We start from the raw sequence: 22,033 nt of genomic DNA on the forward strand, positions 1-22,033 counted from the left end.
GCGTGACCTGCGCCTCTATCCATGCGCGGGGCCCAGCTCCGAACCGGACGAACACCCCGGAAAGGCGCAGCGGACCGGGAGCCGGACAGGGAGTCAGGGGCGCGGGATACGATCGGGCTCGTGACCGACGTGACCCTCTCCAGCAAGAATCCCACCGCCGTGAAGGCCGAAGCACTTGTGGTGGCGACCGCCCAGACGTCGGACGGCGTAGCCGTCGTGTCCGACCAGCTCCCCACGGATCTGCTGACCGAGCTCGAGTCGCTCGCGCCGCAGCTCGGCGTGACCGGTGCGCGCGACGAGGTCCGCAAGATCCCGGCCGGCCCGAAGCTCGCGGTCGACGTCCTGGTCCTGACGGGGTTGGGCGAGCGTGCCGAGGACGGCACCTTCGCCACCGAGACCCTGCGGCGCGCCGCGGGCGCCGCGACCCGCGAGCTGGCCGGCCTCAGGTCGGCAGCCATCGCGCTGCCCGCGTCCGACGACGACGAGATCACCGCCGTGACCGAGGGCGCGCTGCTGGGCGCCTACGCCTTCAACCGCTACCGCACCTCCGGCAAGGACGCCGGCAAGGACAGCACCGGCAAGGACGGCGCGAAGGCGGCCAAGAACGGTAAGGACCCGGTCGCCAGCATCGAGATCCTGACGCCGCTGCACAAGAACGCGAAGGCCAAGGTCGCCGCCGAGCGCGCCGAGATCGTCGCCGCGGCGGTCCACGCCGCCCGCGACCTCGTCAACACTGCGCCCAACGAGCTGTACCCGGCCACGTTCGCCGACGCCGCGAAGACCGCCGCCAAGGACGTCCGCCACGTCAAGGTGACCGTCCTGGACGACAAGCAGCTCGCGTCCGGCGGCTACGGCGGGCTCACCGCCGTCGGCCAGGGTTCGTCGCGCGGCCCGCGTCTCGTCAAGGTCGCCTACACGCCGGCCAAGCCGAACGGGAAGGTGGCGCTGGTCGGCAAGGGCATCACGTTCGACACCGGCGGCATCTCCATCAAGCCGGCCGGCGGCATGGAGGCCATGAAGTCGGACATGGCCGGCGCCGCCGCCGTCCTGTCCACCGTGGTCGCCGCCGCGAAGCTGAACCTGCCCGTCGCGGTCACCGGCTACCTCTGCCTCGCCGAGAACATGCCGGGCGGCAACGCGCAGCGCCCCGCCGACGTCATCACCATCTACGGCGGCAAGACCGTCGAGGTGCTGAACACCGACGCCGAGGGCCGCCTGGTCATGGCCGACGGCCTCGTGTCCGCGATCGAGGACGGCCACGACGTCGTGCTCGACATCGCCACCCTCACGGGCGCCCAGATGGTCGCGCTCGGCACCCGCACCTCCGCCGTCATGGGCACCGACGAGGTCCGCGACGAGGTCAAGGCCGCCGCCGACACCTCGGGCGAGCTGTTCTGGCCGATGCCGCTGCCGGAGGAGCTCAAGTCGAACATCAAGTCCAAGGTGGCCGACGTCGCCAACTCGGGCCCGCGCTGGGGCGGCATGCTCAACGCCGGCCTGTTCCTGCGGACGTTCGTGGGCGACCACCCGTGGGCCCACCTGGACATCGCGGGCCCGGCGTTCAACGAGGGCAGCGGGCACGGGTACACGCCCGGCGGCGGCACCGGCGTGGGCGTCCGCACCCTCCTGAGCTTCCTCGAGGGCCGCGCCGCCGCGAAGTAGTGGTTCGCGAAGTAGAGCGCCTGTCCGAGTCTGCCGGGTGAAGCCGGGAGACTCGGACAGGCGCTCTACTTCGCGAACCGCTACTTCGGCTTGCGCTGGGCGCTGTTCCAGTCGCGCATCCGCTGCGGGTAGCCGGTGAACCGCACGTTGTACACCGGTACCCCGAGCTGGTTCGCGATCTCGAACGCGGCGCGCTCGTCCGGTACCCGGCGGCGCGTCCACTCCCCCGTGGTCGCCACGAGCAGGATCGTGCTGGGGATGTCGGTGGTCGGGGGCTCCACGTAGGCCTCGACGCCTACCCGCGACCCGATGAACTCACCGAGGTGCGCCAGGGTCTGACGGCGTGCGTCGTTGCCGCTCGGGCGTGATCCGCTACCGGAAGACGATGAGCGTCGCTGGAAGAAACGCGCGAGCGAGCTACGGGACTGGCGGGGCATGAACCGAGCCTACTAGCGAGACCCGCGCTGTCCTAGGCATCTCAGTACCATTCCAGGAAACCCACAGGTCCTGTTCACAGGCCCGCCGTCCGGCCCTCCACCTGGCCTCACGCCCGGCATCAGGCCGGACATCCTCTTTTCACAGCCCGGGTTGCCCGTCAATGTCGCCACGGTCACACCCGCCGAGCCGGGTTCACGATTGGGGCCACGCCCGCTGAAGTGTCAAGATGGCATGCGGTGCTCACTATCCACCCGATGTGGGCGCTCACAGCGCTACCAGCGAAGTCAACGAGGAGCCAGCACGTGCCTACGCATGACAATCCGGCCACGTTCGACGTCGTCGTGCTCGGCGGGGGCAGCGGCGGCTACGCCACCGCGCTCCGGGCGGCACAGCTGGGTCTGAACGTGGCCCTCGTCGAAGAGGGCAAGGTCGGCGGTACCTGCCTGCACGTGGGCTGCGTGCCCACCAAGGCGCTGCTGCACGCCGCCGAGGTGGCCGATGCCGCAGCGCACGGCGCGCAGTTCGGCGTCCGCACCACGCTGGACGGCATCGACATGCCGGCCGTGCTCGCCTACAAGGACTCGGTGGTCGCCGGCCTGTACAAGGGCCTGCAGGGGCTCATCGCCTCCAGGAAGATCACCGTCGTCGAGGGGCACGGCACGCTCGCGGGCCCCGGCGTCGTCGAGGTCACCTCCGCGGACGGCGCCAAGAGCAGCTGGACCGGCACCCACGTGGTGCTCGCGACGGGCTCCTACGCCCGCAGCCTGCCGGGCCTCGAGCTCGGTAGCCGGGTCATCACCTCCGACGACGCGCTGAAGCTGGACACGGTGCCGAAGTCGGTGGTCGTGCTCGGCGGCGGCGTGATCGGCGTCGAGTTCGCCTCGGTCTGGAAGTCCTTCGGCGCCGACGTGCAGATCGTCGAGGCGCTGCCGCACCTCGTGCCGAACGAGGACGTCGCGCTCTCCAAGGCGCTGGAGCGGGCGTTCCGCAAGCGCGGCATCAAGTTCTCCCTGGGCGAGCGCTTCGCCCAGGTCAAGCAGTCGGAGGACGGCGTACAGGTCGAGCTCGAGTCGGGCACCACGTTCGACGCCGACCTGCTGCTGGTCGCCGTCGGGCGCGGTGCGCGGACCGCCGACCTGGGCTTCGAGGCGGCCGGCGTGCGCATCGACCGTGGCTTCGTCCTGACCGACGAGCAGCTGAGGACGGGCGTCGCGACCCCCGGTGGCGGGCAGGTCTGGGCGGTCGGCGACATCGTGCCCGGCCTGCAGCTGGCCCACCGCGGGTTCGCCCAGGGCATCTTCGTGGCCGAGCAGATCGCGGGCCTGGCGCCCGCGGCCATCGACGAGGCAGCGATCCCGCGCGTCACCTACTGCGAGCCCGAGGTGGCGTCCGTCGGAGTCACCGAGGCGCGGGCCGCCGAGCTGTACGGGCCGGACCAGGTGGAGACCATCGAGTACAACCTCGCGGGCAACGGCAAGAGCAAGATCCTGGGTACCCAGGGCTTCGCGAAGCTCGTGCGCCGCAAGGACGGACCAGTGGTCGGCATGCACCTGATCGGCTCGCGTGTGGGCGAGCTGATCGGCGAGGGCCAGCTCATCGTCGGCTGGGAGGCGTTCCCTGAGGACGTCGCCTCGCTCGTCCACGCACACCCCACCCAGAACGAGGCACTCGGAGAGGCACACATGGCGCTGGCCGGCAAGCCTCTGCACGCCCACAACTGACCCCTTAACGACAAAGGAGACCTCACAGGTCATGTCTGAGAACGTGCAGCTGCCGGCCCTCGGCGAATCCGTTACCGAGGGCACTGTCACCCGCTGGCTCAAGGCTGTCGGCGACGAGGTCGCCGTCGACGAGCCGCTGCTCGAGGTGTCGACCGACAAGGTCGACACCGAGATCCCGTCGCCCGTCGCGGGCGTCCTCGAGCAGATTCTCGTCCAGGAGGACGACACGGTCGAGGTCGGCACCACTCTCGCCGTCATCGGCGACGGCTCCGGTTCCGGCGCCGCACCGGCCGCTCCCGCGGCCGAGCCGGCCGCCGCCGAGGCCTCCGAGCCGACGCCGCAGGCAGCACCCGCCGAGGCACCCGCTGCCGAGGCAGCGCCCGCCGAGGAGCCCGCCGCGGAGTCCGCGCCCGCCGCGCCCGCCGAGGCTCCGGCCGGGGAGGGCACCGAGGTCCCGCTGCCCGCACTGGGCGAGTCGGTCACCGAGGGCACCGTGACCCGCTGGCTCAAGGCGGTCGGTGACGACGTAGCCGTCGACGAGCCGCTGCTCGAGGTATCGACCGACAAGGTCGACACCGAGATCCCGTCGCCCGTGGCCGGCACCCTCCAGAAGATCCTGGTCCAGGAGGACGAGACCGTCGAGGTCGGCGCCGTCCTGGCGCTCGTCGGTTCGGGTGCCGCCGCACCCGCCGCCGAGGCCCCTGCTCCCGTGCCGGACCCTGCCGCCGATTCCCCGGAGCCGGCCAAGGCCGCCGCTCCTGCACCCGAGGCGTCGGCGCCCGCACCGGCTCCGGCCGCCGAGGCACCCGCTGCCCCGGCGCCCGCTCCGGCACCCGCGCCCGCACCGGCAGCTCCGGCTCCCGCTGCCCCGGCTCCGGCGGCGCCCGCCCCGGCCTCCGGCGGTCGCACCATCGGCTCGTACCTGACACCGCTCGTGCGCAAGCTCGCCGCGGAGAAGGGCGTCGACGTCAACGAGGTGAAGGGCACCGGCGTCGGTGGCCGCATCCGCAAGGAGGACGTGCTCGCCGCCGCGGAGGCCAAGGCCGCCCCTGCTCCCGCAGCAGCTGCGCCCGCGCCGGCCAAGGCGCCGTCCGCTCCGGCCAAGCTCGAGGTCTCCCCGCTGCGGGGCACCACCGAGAAGATGTCGCGTCTGCGCAAGATCGTCGCCGAGCGGATGCTCGAGGCGGTGCAGTCGCAGGCCCAGCTGACCACGGTCATGGAGGTCGACGTCACGCGCGTCGCACAGCTCCGTGCCAAGGCCAAGGAGCCGTTCGCCGCGCGCGAGGGCGCCAAGCTGACGTTCCTGCCGTTCTTCACGCAGGCCGCCATCGAGGCGCTCAAGGCCTACCCGAAGATCAACGCCACCATCGACACCGAGAAGGGCGAGATCACCTACCACGGCTCGGAGAACGTCGGCATCGCCGTCGACACCGAGCGTGGCCTCGTGGTCCCGGTCATCAAGAACGCCGGTGACCTGAACCTCGCCGGCATCGCGCGGCAGATCCAGGACCTCGGTGCCCGCACCCGGGCCAACAAGGTGACGCCGGACGAGCTGTCGGGCGGCACGTTCAACATCACCAACACGGGTTCGGGCGGGTCGCTCATCGACACCCCGATCGTCCCGCTGGGCCACGCCGCGATCCTGGGCACCGGCACGATCACGAAGCGCCCGGTCGTCGTGACGGACCCGGACGGCAACGAGAGCATCGCGGTGCGCTCGATGGCGTACATCTTCCTCTCCTACGACCACCGTCTGGTCGACGGCGCGGACGCGGCCCGCTTCCTCACGGCCATCAAGAACCGGATCGAGGAGGGCGCGTTCGAGGCCGAGGTCGGTCTCTGACGCGGAAGCTCCCGGCGCGTAGCTAGCGCGTCGAGCAGGTGGCTGTGGCCGGTCCCGGGTTCGGGACCGGCCACAGCCGTCTGGCCGGTAGATTCGCAGCATGGATGTGGCGATCGCCGGCTCGCACGGCCTCATCGGCTCCGCGCTCGTCGCGGACCTCCTCGCACGCGGGGACACCGTGCGGCGGCTGGTCCGCCGCGGCGCCGCGGCGTCCGACGGCGCTGGTACGGACGGTACTGGTGCCGATGACGTCGCTGGTACAGACGGCACCGGCACACCGGGCATCCGCGACGTGCTGTGGGACCCGCGGACCGGCGAGCTCGACCCGACGGCGCTGGAGGGTGTCGACGCGGTCGTGAACCTGGCCGGCGCCGGGATCGGCGACCACCGCTGGACCGCCGCCTACAAGCAGACGCTGCTCGGTTCGCGCACCACGACGACGAGCCTGCTCGCCCGCACGGTCGCCCGCCTGGACGACCCGCCGGTGCTGGTCAACAGCTCGGCGGTCGGGGCGTACGGCAGTCGCACGGACGAGGTCCTCACCGAGGCGTCGACGCGCGGAGACGACTTCCTCGCCGGCCTCGTCAAGGCGTGGGAGACCGCGACCACCCCTGCGTCGGACGCCGGGGCGCGCGTCGTGTGGCTGCGGAGCGGCCTGGTACTGGCCCCCTCGGGCGGTGCGCTCGGCAAGCTGCTGCCTCTCCTGCGCCTCGGCCTCGGCGGACCGCTGGGCAGCGGCCGCCAGTGGTGGAGCTGGATCAGCCTCACCGACGAGGTAGCGGCGATCCGCCATGTCATCGGCGCGGACGTCGCCGGTCCGGTCAACGCCGTCGCGCCCGAGCCGACGACCAACCGGGAGCTGACCCGTGCGCTCGCGCAGGCCCTGCACCGCCCCGCGGTGCTCGCCGTACCCCGGTTCGCGCTACGGATCGCCGTCGGCCAGTTCGCCGACGACCTCGTCGCCTCCCAGCGGGTCGTGCCCGGTGTGCTGTCCAGGACCGGTTTCACCTGGACGCACGCGAGTCCTCAGGACGCGGCCCGCTGGGTGGTGGAGGCGAACGAGGTCAGCGCACCTCGCTGACGCGCCAGCCCTGCGGGGTCCACACGAGGGTCAGGTCGGCCGACTCCTTCGACGCCGGGACCGCCGTCTCACCGCGGTCCGACACCTGCATGTGCGCGGTGATCGTGTACGCGATCCGGACGACTGCCTCGATGGGCGCGTCCTTGCTCGCCGCCTGCTCGCCCACGGCCGCGCCGTCCGTCTCGGACGTCGTGGTACGCGACGCGGTGGTCGCGTTGTGCAGAGCGGACGCGGCACCCGGGCCCACCGTCACGACCTCCATCGACTGCACTTCGGCGGACGCGCCGATCACCTGCGCGCCGGCCCGCCGGAGCTCGTCGAGGATCTTCTTGTCGGCCCGGTAGGCGGGCGAACCCTCCACGTTGACCGTCTTGATGTCGGACACGGCGCCCGCGAGCAGCGCCAGGCGGCGCGACGTCAGCTCGGCTGCGGCACCCGCCGGGTCCTTGGCGTTGGCCACCGGGCTGATGCCGCCCAGCTTCGTCGCGGACGCCTCGGGCGACGGCGCCGCTGCCGCGGGCCTGTCACCGCCGAAGACCTGGGGCATGGCGGTGACTCCCGCCGTGATACCCGCGACGACGCCCGCCGCGATCATCATGGTGGCGAACACGGAGACGGTGGTGGTCCGGGGCTCGGCGCCTTCCGCGACCAGCTCCGCACGGGACCGCCCGTTGATCGGCATCGTCGCCCGACGCCGCGCCTGGGCCGCCCAGGCCCTGCCGTCGACCGCCGCGATGGAACCGGTGAGCGTCCTGGCCGCCGTGCGCCAGGCCGACGGCGTGTGCGCGCCGAGCGGGACGTGACCCGCGAGCGGCACGGGGCCGCTGATGGCCGCCGAGATCAGCGCGGACCCCGCGGGGAGGCGGACCGGCTCCGGCTTCACGGCGTCGTGCGCGAGCGCCGCGAGGGTGCCCGGCTCGGGCCGGTCGCGCGGGTCCTCGGCGCGGGCGCTGGCGAGGACCGCACGCAGGGCCTCGTCGGCCTCGGAGTTCAGGCTCGGGCCGGGGAAGCCGAGCACCGACTCGACGAGCGTGGCCAGGGACGTGACGTCGACCGGGTCGTCGCTGTGGTCCGGGAGCGTCACGCGGGGTCGCAGCATCGCGCTCCCGTCGGAGCGCAGCAGCACGTCCGTCGGGCGGACCCCGCCGTGGACGAGGCCCACGCTGTGCAGGGCCGCGAGTGCCTGTGCGATCGCGACGGTGACGCCCGCGCCTTCCGCGGCGGTCAGGGGACCCCGCGATCCGACGGCTGTGGGCAGATCGACAGCTCCCGTCCGCGACAGCCGTACGTCCAGGTTGTCCGGACCGTTCGGGGAGATGGCGATGAGCGGCACCAGATTGGGGTGGTCCAGTGTCGCGAGGGTGTCTAGACGGCGCACCAGGAGGGCGCGAGCCGCGGCCTCCGTGGGGACGGCCACGCGGACCAGTTCCGCAGATTCGATGTAGTGCACGCATTCATGAGAACCCCCCGTTTCACGGGCCGCTCTTTATCCACACGATTTGCTGAATCTGGTGCCCTGTGGGTGGACCGCTCCAAGGCGGACCTTCCCGGCACGGGGCCCGGACGGCATCAGACGTCGATGAGCCGGCCCTCCTTGGCGGACCGCCGGGCGGCGTCCAGCACCTCCGCGGTGCGGACGGCGTCCGCCGGGTCGACGGGGACGTCCGCCTCGCCGGCCAGCCATTCGGCGACCGCCGTGTAGAAGTCGCCGTGCCCGCCGCGCGGCTGGGGTACCGCCGTCCGCTCCCTGCCGCGCACCAGCCAGCCGTGCGTCCCTTCGGGCTGCTCGCCGTCGAGCACGTCGAAGGGTGAGGGGTCGCCCTCGAACGAGTTCACGAGGTAGGCGCCGCCGTCGCCGAGCACGCGCGTGCGCGGTCCCGGCGCACCGACGAGGGAGCCTGCCCACAGGCGGGAGACCACTCCCTTGGCGGGCGGTTCGGCCCCGAAGAGGACGTCGGTGCCGGCGGCACGTCCCGGGACGACGCCGGGCTCGCTCCCGGGCGCGGCGTGGTGCAGCACGAGGAACACGTCGTCCTCGGTGGGCGTGGAGAGCGCGCGTGTCTCCGCGTACACGGCGACGACGGGGCCGAACAGCTGGGTGGCCGAGTCCACGAGGTGCGGGCCGAGGTCGAGCAGGAGCCCGCCGCCCACCGCGTCGTTCTCCTTCCAGCGCTGCTGCGGCTTGGGCCGCCAGCGCTCCCAGTGCCGCTCGAAGGTGTGCACCTTGCCGAGGTCGCCGCGCTTCAGCAGGGCCGCGAGGGTCAGCTGCTCCGGGTCCCAGCGGCGGTTGTGGAACACGGTGAACGGCGTGCCGGACGACGACGCGGCGCTCAGCACCCGCCGGGCCTCCGCCGCCGTGGTCGCTATGGGCTTGTCCAGCACGAAGGGTTTTCCGGCGACGGAGACGGCGTGCGCGTGCTCGGCGTGCAGCGACGAGGGGCTCGCGATGACCACGAGGTCGTAGAGCCCGGGTTCGGAGAGCATCGACGGGAGGTCGTTGAACAGGCGTGCGCCGGGCCAGTCGCCGGCCGCCTGCACGCGCCGTCCCGAGTCGCGCGCGACGACGGCCGATACCGACATTCCCGCAGCTCGCGCCAGGCGGGCGTGGATTTGCCTGCCCGCACCTCCGTAGCCGACAATCCCGATCCGAAGAGCCATGGCCCCATGGTGCCCCGCGGCGCGCGGCAACGCGAGATCACTGGTCAGCGGGTTAACTGCCGTAACGCAACTCTGGCAGACTGGGGCAAGAGGTACGTTTCGCACGTTCTTAGCGTGTCCGGCCAAGTGCGTCCGGACCACACCTGCCGAAAGAATGAGGGGCTTGTGTCCGCCACAGCCAAGAAGTCCAGCCAGGCCCGCAAGACCCTGCAGCTCGTACTCATCGCGGTGGCGGCACTCGTGCTGGCCGGGAACTTCATCATCAAGTCCCTTGGTGACGACGTGGCCCCCGCCGAGGGCGCCGAGGGCTCGGCCCTCTCGGCGCTCGACTCGCTCACGGTGCGGGAAGCCGCCACGAAGGACGGCTACGACCGCGAGGCCGACTTCGGCAGCGCGTGGCAGGACACCGACGACAACGGCTGCGACACCCGCAACGACATGCTCCAGCGCGACCTCGAGGACATCAAGTTCTCCACCGGCGACGCGTGCGAGGTCGCGTCCGGGACGCTCAACGACCCGTACACGGGCGAGACCATCGCCTTCGAGCGCGGCGAGAACTCGGGCGACGTGCAGATCGACCACGTGGTGGCCCTGATGAACGCCTGGACGACCGGAGCGGCGGACTGGGACAAGGAGAAGCGCGTCGCGATCGCGAACGACCCGCTCAACCTCGTGGCCTCCGACGGCCCCGCGAACATGGGCAAGGGTGCGAAGGACGCGTCCGAGTGGCTGCCCGACAACCAGGCCTACCGCTGCGAGTACGTCGCCCGGCAGATCGCGGTCAAGACCGAGTACGGGCTGTGGGTCACGCCGGCCGAGCACGACGCCATGGAGGACGTCCTGACCAGCTGCCCGGCGGAGCCGCTCCCGCTCCCGACCCCCTGATCCGGACGTAGGGTGGCGGGCATGGACATCCGTCACCTCACCGGGCACGTCGAGTACCACGAGGGCTGGGACCTGCAGCGCAGCACGCACGAGTCCGTCCGCGCCGAGGAACGGGCCGACACGGTCTTCCTCCTCGAGCACGCCTCCGTCTACACGGCGGGCGCCCGGACGAACCGCGCCGAGTACCCGACCGACGGCACCGAGGTCATCAAGGTGGACCGCGGCGGCAAGATCACGTGGCACGGGCCGGGCCAGATCGTGGCCTACCCGATCATCAAGCTGGCCAAGCCGTTCGACGTCGTCGAGTACGTCCGCACCCTCGAGCAGGCGGTGATGGACGTCTGCGCCACGTTCGGCCTCGAGACCATCCGGGTCGAGGGCCGCTCGGGCGTGTGGGTCGCCGCGGACTCCCCCGACGTCGAGACACCGCGGCTGGAGCGGAAGGTCTGCGCCATCGGCGCGCGCGTGGCCAAGGGCGTCACCATGCACGGGCTCGCCCTGAACTGCGACGCCGACCTCACCGCGTTCGACCACATAGTGCCCTGCGGCATCCCCGCGGAGGACGCCGACGTCACCTCATTGACCGCTGAGCTCGGCCGGCGCGTCACCGTCGACGACGTCCGACCGTTGCTGGAGGCGGCCCTGGTCGAACGTCTCGCGCCGCTGCTGGCCCGCCAGGAGACGCCGGGCGCCGCGGTGTCCCCGGTGTCGGTACCGGTGCCGGTCGCGGCCGGCGTCGCCACCGCGTGACGAACGCCACTGCCAGGCCCCGGGACGACCGCGCGAGCGCGGGCGGCCGAGGCTTAGGCTGGGCGGACCCGCTGACCTGGGAGGGACCTGCGTGACCATCGCACCTGAAGGCCGACGCATGTTGCGCATCGAAGCGCGCAACTCGGCTACGCCCATCGAGAAGAAGCCCGAGTGGATCAAGACCAGGGCGGTGATGGGTCCCGAGTACCGCGACATGAAATCTCTCGTCAAGGGCGAGGGCCTGCACACGGTCTGCGAAGAGGCAGGCTGTCCCAACATCTTCGAGTGCTGGGAGGACCGCGAGGCCACCTTCCTCATCGGCGGTGACCAGTGCACCCGCCGCTGCGACTTCTGCCAGATCGACACCGGCAAGCCCGCCGACTTCGACAAGGACGAGCCGCGTCGCGTCGCCGAGTCCGTGCGGACCATGGGCCTGAAGTACTCGACTGTCACGGGCGTCGCACGCGACGACCTGGCCGACGGCGGCGCCTGGCTCTACGCGGAGACCGTGCGCCAGATCCACGCGCTGAACCCCGGCACCGGCGTCGAGCTGCTGATCCCGGACTTCAACGCCATCCCCGAGCTGCTCGACGCCGTCAACGAGTCCCGCCCCGAGGTGCTCGCGCACAACGTCGAGACCGTGCCGCGCATCTTCAAGCAGATCCGCCCGGCGTTCACCTACGAGCGGTCGCTCTCGGTGATCACCCGGGCCCGCGACGCAGGCCTCGTCACCAAGTCGAACCTGATCCTCGGCATGGGCGAGACCATCGAAGAGGTCAAGCAGGCGCTCCAGGACCTGCGCGACGCCGGTTGCGACATCATCACGATCACGCAGTACCTCCGGCCCTCGCTGCGCCACCACCCGGTGGACCGCTGGGTGCGGCCCGAGGAGTTCGTGGAGCTGTCCGAGACGGCCGAGAAGATCGGCTTCCTCGGCGTCATGGCAGGGCCGTTGGTGCGTTCGTCGTACCGCGCGGGCCGGCTCTGGGGCCAGGCGATGACCAAGCACGGCCGCGCCATCCCCGAGGCGCTCGCGCACCTCGCACAGCCGACCACCTCCCGCCAGGAGGCGGCGAGCCTGCTGGCCCGCTGACCCGGCAACCCGACCACCCGCAGCGCACTAGAATTGACGACCATGGCCCGAAACTCGTCCGGGGGCGACGCGCGCGACGACGTAGCAGCGTCTGCCTCCAAGCAGAAGAAGCCCAAGAAGCGCCGCTGGTATCACCAGCTGTGGGACGTCTACAAGATGACCCGCAAGCAGAACCCGCTGGTCACCTGGTGGATGCTCGCCGCGTTCGTCGGGGTCGTAGCGGTAGCGCTGCTCATCGGCGTCCTCTCGGGGCCGTGGGTCTACGCGCTGGTCATCGGCGTGCCGTTCGGTGTGCTCGCTGCGATGTTCGTGCTGTCGCGCAGCGCCGAGAAGGCGGCCTACACGCAGATCGCCGGCCAGCCCGGCGCCGCGCGTGCGGCGCTCGGCACGGTCCGTGGCGGCTGGACCTTCGAGGACGAGCCCGTCGCGGTCGACGCACGCAACCAGGACTTCGTGTTCCGGGGCGTCGGCAAGGCCGGCATCGTGCTCGTCTCCGAGGGGCCGCCGCACCGCGTAGGGCGCCTGCTCGAGCAGGAGCGCAAGCGGGTCAGCCGCATCCTCTCGAACGTCCCGGTGACGCTGATCCAGTGCGGCGACGGCGAGGGACAGGTGCCGCTCACCAAGCTCGCGCGCGCCGTCACCAAGCTCAAGTCGACCCTGACCAGGGCCGAGGTCGCCGAGATCAGCAAGCGCCTCAAGGCCATCGGCGGCATGAAGCTGCCGATCCCGAAGGGCATCGACCCGACCCGCGCCCGCCCCGACCGCAAGGGCATGCGCGGCCGCTGACCGGCCACTCCGCGGCTGTCCGATGGACGGACGCCGCCGGGCCCGGTCATGTGACTTCTGGCACGCTGAGGACCGCTGCCGGACCCTCGACCAGCACATCTTCCCGGGGTCACACGGCCGAGAGGCCCGAGAAACATCCCGGCAACAATCATTAACCCGAGAGAAACCACCTGCCCATAGGTTCATGGCGATCCGTGTGCGACCCCGCCCTGCTCGTCCGGCAAGGTCCGACGGACTCCCCCTGAACTTATCGAGCGAGCAAGGAGCGCAGATGTTCAAGAACGCCGAGGAGGCGATCGCCTTCACCCGCAACGAGGGGGTGGAGTTCGTCGACGTCCGGTTTATCGACCTGCCGGGCATCACGCAGCACTTCAACATCCCGGTCGAGCAGTTCGACGAGGACGCCTTCAGCGAGGGCCTCATGTTCGACGGCTCGTCCATCCGCGGATTCCAGGCGATCCACGAGTCCGACATGAAGCTCGTGCCGGACATCACGACGGCGTTCATCGACCCGTTCCGCAAGGCCAAGACCCTGATCGTGAACTTCTCGATCGTGGACCCGTTCACGGGTGACGCCTACGCTCGCGACCCGCGCAACATCGCGGCCAAGGCCGAGGCCTACCTCAAGTCGACCGGCATCGCCGACACCGTCTTCTTCGGTGCCGAGGCCGAGTTCTACGTGTTCGACGACGTGCGCTTCAAGACGTCCGCGAACGAGAGCTTCTACTCCATCGACTCCGTCGAGGCCGCGTGGAACACCGGCCGCGAGGAGGAGGGTGGCAACCTCGGGTACAAGACCCGCTACAAGGGTGGCTACTTCCCCACGTCGCCGAGCGACCGTTTCGCCGACCTGCGCGACGACATGGTCAAGGTCCTCGGCCAGGTCGGTCTCTCCGTCGAGCGCGCGCACCACGAGGTGGGCACCGCCGGCCAGCAGGAGATCAACTACAAGTTCAACTCGCTGCTGCACGCCGCCGACGACCTGATGAAGTTCAAGTACGTCATCAAGAACGTCGCGTTCGAGGCCGGCAAGTCGGCCACGTTCATGCCGAAGCCGGTCTTCGGTGACAACGGCTCGGGCATGCACTCGCACCAGTCGCTCTGGAAGAACGGCGAGCCGCTGTTCTACGACGAGAAGGGCTACGGCGGCCTGTCCGACCTGGCTCGCTGGTACATCGGTGGCCTGCTCAAGCACGCGCCGTCGCTGCTCGCCTTCACGAACCCGTCGGTGAACTCGTACCACCGCCTGGTCCCGGGCTTCGAGGCTCCCGTGAACCTCGTCTACTCGGCTCGTAACCGTTCCGCCTCGATCCGTATCCCGATCACGGGTACCTCCCCGAAGGCGAAGCGCATCGAGTTCCGCGCGCCGGACCCGTCGTCGAACCCGTACCTGGCGTTCTCGGCGATGCTGATGGCCGGCCTGGACGGCATCAAGAACCGCATCGAGCCGCCCGCACCGGTCGACAAGGACCTGTACGAGCTGCCCCCGGAGGAGCACGCGCAGATCGCTCAGGTCCCGACGTCGCTCAACGGCGTGCTCGACGCGCTCGAGGCCGACCACGAGTACCTGACCGCCGGTGACGTGTTCACCGAGGACCTGATCGAGACCTGGATCGCGTACAAGCGCGAGAACGAGATCGACCCGATCCGCCTGCGGCCGCACCCGCACGAGTTCGAGCTCTACTACGACATCTAAGCCTGATCGGCTAGATTCCGGGCTTTCGGGGCCTTCTTTGACCCCTTAGTCCATGAAGAGTCCACGCGAGCCGCGAGCACCTTCCCGGTGGCGGTCCGCGTGGACTCTTCTGTGTCCGGCCACAGGTGCGCATACGTGTCCAGCGTCGTCTTCGCGCTTGCGTGCCGGAGGCGCGCCTGGACCACCTTCACGTCCGAGCCCTCGGAGATGAGCAGCGAGGCGTAGTAGTGCCTCAGGTCGTGGAACCGGAACTCGTCCGGCAGACCCTCCACCTCCTCCCCCTCGGCGTCCTTGTACGACGCGGCCAGCCGAGCAGCGCGCACCGCTCGCTGGATCTGCCAGGGGCCGACCTGCTCCCCCGCTTCGTCGGTGATCATCCATGCTGACGCCGGTCGCCCGACCATCGAGGCCGACAGCACCTCGATGAGTTCGCGCGCTACCGGGATGGGCGTCTTGGACTCGTCCGTCTTCAAGTCCTCGGCCGGGTACTGGACGGCCGGGTTGATGATCGCCCGTAGGAAGTCAACATCCGCGACACGGAGACCGCATACCTCGGCAACCCGCAGACCGGCGAACGCGCCCAAGAGGATCGCGGGCCGCAAGTGCTCAGGCATCGCGTCGTGCAGCGCCCACATCTGGTCCGTGGTCGCGATGAACGCCCGCTGCTTGCCTGACGGCGGAGCAGTGCGCCGCGAGCACGGGTTGATCGCCAAGATGCCGTCCAAGACGGCGTCGGTAAGGATCTGCGAGAGCCGTGCGTGGAGCGCATACACGTAGGACGCCTCAGCACCGCCATCCGCCAGCGCGCCGGTCCACGCCTTCACGTCCGAGGGCTTCAAATTCCGCAGCTTGCGCCCGCCGAAGGTCTCCTTGATCTTCGCGACATGCGTGCGCGCCTGCCTGACCGTCGACGGCTTCTTGACCGCGTAGCCTTCGAGCCAGCGGTCGCACCACTGGCCGACCGTCATTCGCGCGTTCTTCGGATCCGTCCACTTGCCCGTCCGGAGCGCTGTCTTCTGCTCGTCGATCCAGTCCTCGCCGTCCTTCTTCCGGTCATGGTGGGTTGTGTGCTGCTTGGAAACGCCCTTGTGCCGCTCGCAGCCTTCGCATGTAAAGACCGCTCGCCACGTTCCACTAGGACGCTTGGTGACCGATGCCATCGGGATCTCCTTCCGTAGGTTCCAGGTCGTCTCGGGTAATGACTCGGGCCAGTTCCTCGGGTGTTAGGGATTCGAGGTTGAGCGGTGTGAGCTGCTCGCTGTCGAGGAAGAATCTGGCCATATCGATCAGCTTGTCGAGGGTGTGCTGATCCAGGGCTTCTACTGCGGCTTGGGGGTGCTCCCAGCCGGGGATCTTCGTCGCTTCCTCGATGGCGGCCAGGAGTGCTCGTCGTTCGCGCTCGAACTCGACCAGCATCTTGAGAGCGGTGGAGGCGTGGAACCCGACCTGGCGGGTTCGGTAGCCGACCTCGCGGGTTGCGGCTGCCTGTTCGGGTTCCTGGATGAGGTCTTCGAGACGGACGTGTAGCTCGTCGGCAAGGTCGATCGCTTCGGCGAGTTTGAGTGGTCGTTCTCCTTTCTCGATGGCTGAGGCGGTGGCCTGGGACCACTTCCAGCCTCGGTTGCGCATGGCGCGGGCTAGCGCTTCCTGGCTGCGGACGCCTCGCCGGCTGGTGAGGTTCTTGCCGATGTGGATGTCTCGTTCGTCTACTGACACACTCCAACGGTATCGGCGATTCTGATTGACTGCCACCAGAAACCGTGATGAAATTAATCTCCAAGCATCTGAAAACCGAGGAGAGTGGTCGGCGTGGAGTCTGATCCGTTGCTGCGCACCCGGGAGGTCTCTGACCTGCTGGGCGTGCCGGAGAACACACTGCGGTGGTGGCGGTACATCGGGAAAGGGCCGGACTCGTTCCGACTCGGCCCGCGCCGGGTGGTCTACCGGCGCTCGAAGGTGATGGCCTGGCTCGCGGCGCAGGAGGCGGCCGGTGCCAAGCACACGATGGCCTGACTCCTCTCGGGGTAGGCGGATGAACGGGGCTCGGACACTTCGGTGTCCGGGCCCCGTTGTCGTTGGTGGCAACGCCACTGGCTCGCGTCGGCCGGTCTCGGCGCTGCGCCCCGTGACCACGGGGCGGGCCGTACCCCCGCTGGGGCGGGGGTCCCACCCCCGCGACTCATCCCGCCCGCCCTTCCCCATCCACACCTCCCCAACCTTCCCAACCATCCCCCTCTCCACCCCGCCCACCTCCACCCCCATCACCCCCTCCCACCCCTTCCCCAACCCCACTCCCACCTCCTCCTCCCATCCCCTCACCTCCCCAAAATCCAGCACACCTCAGGCAGTTGAGGAGCGACGGCACCGTTGGCGTTGGTGCGTTTCGGCGCCGTTGGCGGACGGCCCGCACACCTCGCTCGCACACCCCAAGGGCGGTGAGCGCTGGTGGCGGTGAGCATCGTTCCGATGAGCGTCGGCAACGGCACGGAGTACCTGACCGGTTCCGTGGCCAACGCCGACTGCGATTTCCCCAGCCTCGGTGACGGCCTCGGCCTGGACCCGGTCACTGCGTACTACACGGCCGTGGGCACCCCGCCCGGGTACTGGCTCGGAAGCGGCGTCGCGGACCTCGGTGGGGGTGTCCTCGTTCCGGGGGACCGCGTGACCACCACCCAGCTCCAGCGCCTCCTGGAGGCGGGCCGGGACCCGGTCACGACCGAGCCGTTGGGGCGGGCGTATCCGAAGATCGTTCCGTTGCGTGAGCGGATCGAGAACCGTGCCGCTGCCCTGGACCCGGCACTGAGCCCCGCGGACCGGCAAGCCGCCGTTGATGACATCGTGCGGGACGAGACGCTGGCGGGGAGGCGGACAGCGGTCGCTGGGTTCGATCTGACGTTCTCGCCCGCGAAGTCGGTCTCGGTCCTGTGGGGCCTCTCGGATCGGAACACGCAGGCGATCATCCTGGGCGCGCACCGGGCCGCGATGGCCGAGACGATCAAGTTCATCGAGAACTACATCGCCGCCACCCGAATGGGGACCGACACCGGGAACGGGTCGATCATGCAGGCCGACGTCACCGGGGTGATCGCCACCGCGTACGACCACTGGGACTCGCGTGCGCACGACCCGCAGCTGCACACGCATCTGGTGATCGCGAATAAGGTCCGGGCCGTGGTCGATGGCAAGTGGCGCACGCTGGACTCGCGGGCGTTGTTCAACGCGAACGTAGCGTTCAGCGAGCATTACAACGCCGTCCTGGCCGACCGACTGACCGGCGCCCTGGGTTTGAAGTGGGAACGACGTGTCCGAGGCAAGGACCGCAACCCGCGGATGGAGATCGTCGGTGTCAGTGACGAGCTGATCGAGGAGTTCTCCAACCGGTCGGCCGAGATCGAGCACTGCGCCGACGAGCTCATCGACGAGTACCGCGATAAGCACGGGCGCACCCCGTCGCCGGGCACGATCAACCGGCTGCGGGAACAGGCCACCTTGGAGACCCGCCCGCCCAAGACGATCGAGTCTCTGGCCGACCTGACTGTGCAGTGGCGGGAGCGGGCCGGACGCATCCTGGGCCAGGACCCGACCGCGTGGGCGCAGGGACTGTTGTCCGCTGCCCTGGCCGAACCGGGCCAGGTGTTCACGGCCGCCGATGTCCCCCAGGACGTGGTGGACATGGCGGCCTCGGTGGTGCTGAGCGTGGTGGGGGACAAGAGGGCCACCTGGAAGCACTGGAACCTGTGGGCCGAAGCCGAACGCCAGACCATGCACTGGCGCATGGCTACCCACCACGACCGCGTCCAGGTCGTGACCCGGATCGTCGCCCAGGCGGAGGGCGGCTCGGTCACCCTGACCCCACCCGAGCTGGCACCAACACCCCTGGCAATGCGGCGTGCGGATGGGTCCAGCACGCTGCGGCCCAAGCACTCGGTCGTGTTCACCTCCCAAGCCGTCCTGAACGCCGAGAAACGCCTCCTTGGACTCATGGGCGACCGCACCGCACCACGCCTAGGCGGCGAGCGGCTGCGGGCCATCCTGAGCCACGGTGTGCGGGACGGTGCGCTGGACGCGTCGCAGGCTGACGCGATAGCCACGGTGGCCAGTTCAGGGCGTCGCCTGGACCTGTTGGTGGGTCCCGCTGGGACCGGGAAGACCACCACCCTGCGCGCGCTGCGCACCCTATGGGAAGGCCAGCACGGACCCGGGACAGTCGTCGGTCTAGCACCCTCCGCCGCCGCTGCCGACGTCCTGGGCACCGAGCTCGGGATCGCGTGCGAGAACACCGCCATGTGGCTCACCCGCCACCACCACGGCCGCGCCCGATTCGAGCCGGGGCAACTGGTCATCGTGGACGAGGCTTCCCTGGCCGGGACGCACACCCTGGACCGCCTCACGCGCGCGGCCGTCGAGGCCGGCGCCAAGGTGCTCCTGGTCGGCGACCCCGCTCAGCTCCCCGCCGTGGAGACCGGCGGCGCCCTGACTCTCTTGGCCGGCGAGCGGGCCCGCACTACTGGCGACGTCCCGACCTTGACCGAGGTGCACCGCTTCCACGCCGACTGGGAGAAGCGCGCCACACTCCGCCTGCGCGACGGCGACACCGACATCCTGACCACCTACCAGGAGCACGGACGCATCCAGGCGGGCATCACCGAGGACATAACCGACGCCGCGTACAGGGCGTGGAAGGCCGACACCGAGACGGGGTTGTCGTCGGTGCTGGTCGTCCCGGACACCGCCACGATGAACGACCTCAACCGCCGAGCCCGCGCCGAACGCGTCCTGACCGGACGCGTCTCCGACGGCCACACGGTCCGCCTGGCCGGGCAGACCCGCGCCTCGGCCGGAGACCTGATTCTGACCCGCCGCAACGACCGCACCCTGCGTTACAGACGCGCCGGATGGGTGCGCAACGGCGACCGGTGGCAGCTCACCACCGTCCACCCCGACGGGTCGGTTACTGCTCAGCGCATCGACCCGGATGCGCACACCGATGCCCGCAACGCCGACCGCCAGCAACTCAGCGGTCCGACGGTCCACCTGCCCGCCGCCTACGTGGCCGAGCACGTCGACCTCGGCTACGCGATCACCGCACACCGCGCCCAAGGCCTCACCGTCGACACCGCATACACGGTCGCGAGCCCGAGCATGAGCCGGGAGAACCTGTACGTGGCGCTGACCCGAGGCCGCGTGACGAACACCGTGTTCGTGCCCGTCGACCAGCCCGACCGGAACCACAACCACGAACACGCCATCGGCGCGAACATCGACCCCGACCTGCCAGAACTCGACGCGGCCCGCGCCGCCCTGGCGGGCATCCTGCCCCGGGTCGGCGCCGAACCCTCCGCACACCAGACCCGGCACGACAAGGAACACCGCTGGGGTTCCATCGCACAGCTCGCCGCCGAGTACGACACCATCGCCACCCACGCCCAGCGACCACGCTGGACCCAACTCGTCGCGCACACCCTGGCCGTGGAAGGCTTCACCCGACGCGACATCGCCCAAGTCGTGGAGTCCGACGCGTTCGGGCCATTGTGCGCCGAACTACGCCGAGCCGAAGCAGACGGCCACGACGTCTACCGCCTCCTACCCCGGATCGCCGCCGCCCGGAGCCTGTACGACGCCGACGACATCGCCGCCGTCCTGCACGACCGGCTCACCCACGCTGCCACCCGCACAGCCAACGGACGCAACCGGGTCGCCGGGCTGGTTCCACAAGCCCAGGGGGAGTTCCCGCCTGACGTTTGCGAAGCCCTGGACCGGCGCGCCGACCTCATCGAGCGCCAAGCCCGCACCCGCGCGACCCAGGCCCTGCACGACCGCGAGCCCTGGACTAGGCATCTCCCCCAACGCCCGCTGGGCACTACCGAACACGAATGGCAGAACGCTGTCCATGCCGTCGCTGCTTACCGCGACCTCTACGGCGTGACAGGAGACAGCCTCTTAGGTGAACCGCCCACCACCCCGGCCCAGCGCGCCGACGCACACCGTATCCACGGCCGGTTGCGGTACCTGATTCATGCCGGTCAAAGGGATTGGTCCGGCCCCCGGCGCCCTCAGATCGAGGGGCCCACGGTCTGACGAGACGCCGTCACCGACCAGATGCCAGTGCAGCTACTGGCCTGGGCGGATCAGAAGCCGCAGCGGTCCTTCTGCCCGGGTAAAACGGGCAGTTCGGCCCTAGCCCCGAGAGCCAACAGCGCGGACTCTATGAAGTGTTCCGCACCTTCGAACGATCGATGGGAACCAGCATGCGAACGAGAAGCCGGCGTCGCCGGACTATGGGGGTCATCACCCTCCTGATCGCGTCCTTGATCGGCGGTGGGGGTTATCAGAGCGCCACAGCTGATGTGACCCCGTACTACGAACCTGGAAGCGCCGTAGCCGCGCCCCTCGGGTACGACGTCACCGCGTGGTCCAAGACCTACAAATGCACCTACGCGGGTTGGGCCGGCCCATCAAAATACTGGCAGTGCGACTTCTACACCTTCGAACCCAGGGTCATCCTCTCCGAGCATGGCGGGAACTGGACCGGCTCGGGCAAGTCGACCCCGACGTACTACTACCGCACCGCTAACGCGGTGTTCTCAGTCAACGCAGTTGCGGGCTACAACGACGGTTCAAGCTCTGACTCCCACTGGAGGCATGGGTGAGGAGTCGACAGGGGTGGGTGAGGAGCCGACACGTTCTCCTCGCCGCTCTTGGCCTTGTCGCGCTAGTCGGCTGCGGGGGAGCCGAGCCGACTAGCGCGGTAAAAGAGTCAGAGAAGCCAGAAACCCACGAGTGGACTTCCGTATCTGCCGAGATCAAGGATCGAAACGTCCCCGGTGTGGTGAACGGATACGGTCTGGTGCTCTCGGCCGAGAAAAGGGACCGCACCGGGGAGGTTACGGCTCACCTTAGGGGCCCAGTGCCGGAGGGCGGCGCGTACAGAGAAGGCATTACGTTCTTCGCCGTTGCCCGAAGTAACACGGGGGTCACATTCTTCACCAGCAGAGAGCTGGCTTCGGCCCGCGTCGAAGGTGAATTTGTCGTGGAGTGGTGCACCGACTCGGAAGGTGACAACACTTTGAGCGGTTGTCCTATCGGCGACTCGTTTGATGTTGTTGCCGAATGGGACAACGCCGGAAAGCTCGAGGAGTTTCATCAGAAAAACAATAACCTTGAAGGTCGCCTGTCCGATTGCCGAGTCACGATCGAGTTTTTCGGCTCCTACGAGGCAGAGTATGCGGAAATCGTTCACAATACCGCAACCTTACCGGCGCGAAGGCAGTGACTGTCATGCCTGATTCCGTGGTGCCGGAAGGCACCCTTGCGGCACCAAAGAACGCGGTAACCCGTCGACACCTACTCGCCGCCTTCGCAACCGGGTCCGTCGGCGGGGCCGCAATCGCCTCAGGGATCACAAGGGCCAATTCGAGCT

At 69.6% G+C, this 22,033-nt stretch carries 17 protein-coding genes; 12 read left to right on the top strand and 5 right to left on the bottom strand.

What is annotated here, in order from left to right:
* Positions 1 to 120: 120 nt before the first annotated feature.
* Positions 121 to 1,662: a leucyl aminopeptidase gene (locus ACFO6V_RS08475; RefSeq protein WP_377134196.1), complete on the top strand. Its 1,542-nt coding sequence runs from the start codon at positions 121 to 123 to the stop codon at positions 1,660 to 1,662.
* A gap of 80 nt (positions 1,663 to 1,742) precedes the next feature.
* Here the strand turns inward: ACFO6V_RS08475 and ACFO6V_RS08480 are convergent, their stop codons facing one another.
* A complete protein-coding gene (locus ACFO6V_RS08480) occupies positions 1,743 to 2,099 on the bottom strand; it encodes an oxidoreductase (protein ID WP_116676058.1) in 357 nt (118 codons plus the stop codon).
* A 255-nt stretch (positions 2,100 to 2,354) separates the two neighbouring features.
* Here ACFO6V_RS08480 and lpdA point away from each other — a divergent pair, with 255 nt between their 5' ends.
* The 3 genes from lpdA to ACFO6V_RS08495 all read left to right on the top strand — a co-directional run bounded on the left by lpdA (position 2,355) and on the right by ACFO6V_RS08495 (position 6,745).
* The gene (gene lpdA, locus ACFO6V_RS08485; protein ID WP_377134198.1) at positions 2,355 to 3,821 is read left to right on the top strand and encodes a dihydrolipoyl dehydrogenase; all 1,467 of its coding nucleotides are present in this window, start codon (positions 2,355 to 2,357) and stop codon (positions 3,819 to 3,821) included.
* Between the two features lie 31 nt (positions 3,822 to 3,852).
* On the top strand, positions 3,853 to 5,664 hold the full coding sequence (gene sucB, locus ACFO6V_RS08490) for a 2-oxoglutarate dehydrogenase, E2 component, dihydrolipoamide succinyltransferase (protein WP_377134200.1): 1,812 nt from the start codon (positions 3,853 to 3,855) through the stop codon (positions 5,662 to 5,664).
* Positions 5,665 to 5,764: 100 nt separating this feature from the next.
* Positions 5,765 to 6,745: a TIGR01777 family oxidoreductase gene (locus ACFO6V_RS08495; protein WP_377134202.1), complete on the top strand. Its 981-nt coding sequence runs from the start codon at positions 5,765 to 5,767 to the stop codon at positions 6,743 to 6,745.
* On the opposite strand, the gene ACFO6V_RS08500 is transcribed toward ACFO6V_RS08495, so the two are convergent.
* Positions 6,729 to 8,195, bottom strand: coding sequence for a serine/threonine-protein kinase (locus tag ACFO6V_RS08500; RefSeq protein WP_377134204.1), 1,467 nt, complete (start codon positions 8,193 to 8,195; stop codon positions 6,729 to 6,731). The two genes, ACFO6V_RS08495 and ACFO6V_RS08500, sit on opposite strands and share 17 nt — an antisense overlap.
* A 119-nt stretch (positions 8,196 to 8,314) precedes the next feature.
* Positions 8,315 to 9,403, bottom strand: coding sequence for a Gfo/Idh/MocA family oxidoreductase (locus ACFO6V_RS08505; RefSeq protein WP_377134206.1), 1,089 nt, complete (start codon positions 9,401 to 9,403; stop codon positions 8,315 to 8,317).
* 165 nt (positions 9,404 to 9,568) lie between these two features.
* On the opposite strand from ACFO6V_RS08505, the gene ACFO6V_RS08510 reads away from it, so the two are divergent.
* The 5 genes from ACFO6V_RS08510 (at position 9,569) to glnA (ending at position 14,613) form a co-directional block, all read left to right on the top strand.
* Complete coding sequence (locus tag ACFO6V_RS08510; RefSeq protein WP_377134208.1) at positions 9,569 to 10,288, top strand: HNH endonuclease family protein; 720 nt, start codon at positions 9,569 to 9,571, stop codon at positions 10,286 to 10,288.
* A gap of 21 nt (positions 10,289 to 10,309) precedes the next feature.
* Positions 10,310 to 11,038, top strand: a complete 729-nt coding sequence (gene lipB / locus ACFO6V_RS08515; RefSeq protein WP_377134210.1) for a lipoyl(octanoyl) transferase LipB — start codon at positions 10,310 to 10,312, stop codon at positions 11,036 to 11,038.
* A gap of 91 nt (positions 11,039 to 11,129) precedes the next feature.
* Positions 11,130 to 12,131: a lipoyl synthase gene (lipA, locus tag ACFO6V_RS08520; RefSeq protein ID WP_357511376.1), complete on the top strand. Its 1,002-nt coding sequence runs from the start codon at positions 11,130 to 11,132 to the stop codon at positions 12,129 to 12,131.
* Positions 12,132 to 12,173: 42 nt separating this feature from the next.
* On the top strand, positions 12,174 to 12,917 hold the full coding sequence (locus ACFO6V_RS08525) for a DUF4191 domain-containing protein (RefSeq protein WP_377134214.1): 744 nt from the start codon (positions 12,174 to 12,176) through the stop codon (positions 12,915 to 12,917).
* A 271-nt stretch (positions 12,918 to 13,188) separates the two neighbouring features.
* Complete coding sequence (glnA, locus tag ACFO6V_RS08530; protein WP_377134216.1) at positions 13,189 to 14,613, top strand: type I glutamate--ammonia ligase; 1,425 nt, start codon at positions 13,189 to 13,191, stop codon at positions 14,611 to 14,613.
* Here the strand turns inward: glnA and ACFO6V_RS08535 are convergent.
* Together ACFO6V_RS08535 and ACFO6V_RS08540 are read right to left on the bottom strand one after the other, a co-directional pair.
* On the bottom strand, positions 14,610 to 15,773 hold the full coding sequence (locus ACFO6V_RS08535) for a site-specific integrase (protein WP_377134217.1): 1,164 nt from the start codon (positions 15,771 to 15,773) through the stop codon (positions 14,610 to 14,612). The genes glnA and ACFO6V_RS08535 overlap by 4 nt on opposite strands.
* Positions 15,748 to 16,329: a helix-turn-helix domain-containing protein gene (locus tag ACFO6V_RS08540; RefSeq protein WP_377134219.1), complete on the bottom strand. Its 582-nt coding sequence runs from the start codon at positions 16,327 to 16,329 to the stop codon at positions 15,748 to 15,750. The genes ACFO6V_RS08535 and ACFO6V_RS08540 overlap by 26 nt, the downstream gene beginning before the upstream one ends.
* 93 nt (positions 16,330 to 16,422) lie before the next feature.
* On the opposite strand from ACFO6V_RS08540, the gene ACFO6V_RS08545 reads away from it, so the two are divergent.
* From ACFO6V_RS08545 to ACFO6V_RS08555, 3 genes are all read left to right on the top strand, one after another.
* Entirely contained in the window at positions 16,423 to 16,626 is a 204-nt protein-coding gene (locus ACFO6V_RS08545) for a helix-turn-helix transcriptional regulator (protein ID WP_108493932.1), read from the top strand.
* Between the two features lie 453 nt (positions 16,627 to 17,079).
* Positions 17,080 to 20,691, top strand: a complete 3,612-nt coding sequence (mobF, locus tag ACFO6V_RS08550; RefSeq protein ID WP_377134221.1) for a MobF family relaxase — start codon at positions 17,080 to 17,082, stop codon at positions 20,689 to 20,691.
* 568 nt (positions 20,692 to 21,259) lie between these two features.
* On the top strand, positions 21,260 to 21,886 hold the full coding sequence (locus ACFO6V_RS08555; RefSeq protein ID WP_377134223.1) for a hypothetical protein: 627 nt from the start codon (positions 21,260 to 21,262) through the stop codon (positions 21,884 to 21,886).
* Positions 21,887 to 22,033: the final 147 nt, after the last annotated feature.

The sequence above is a fragment of the Promicromonospora alba genome, assembly GCF_042654905.1.
Lineage (GTDB): Bacteria > Actinomycetota > Actinomycetes > Actinomycetales > Cellulomonadaceae > Promicromonospora > Promicromonospora alba.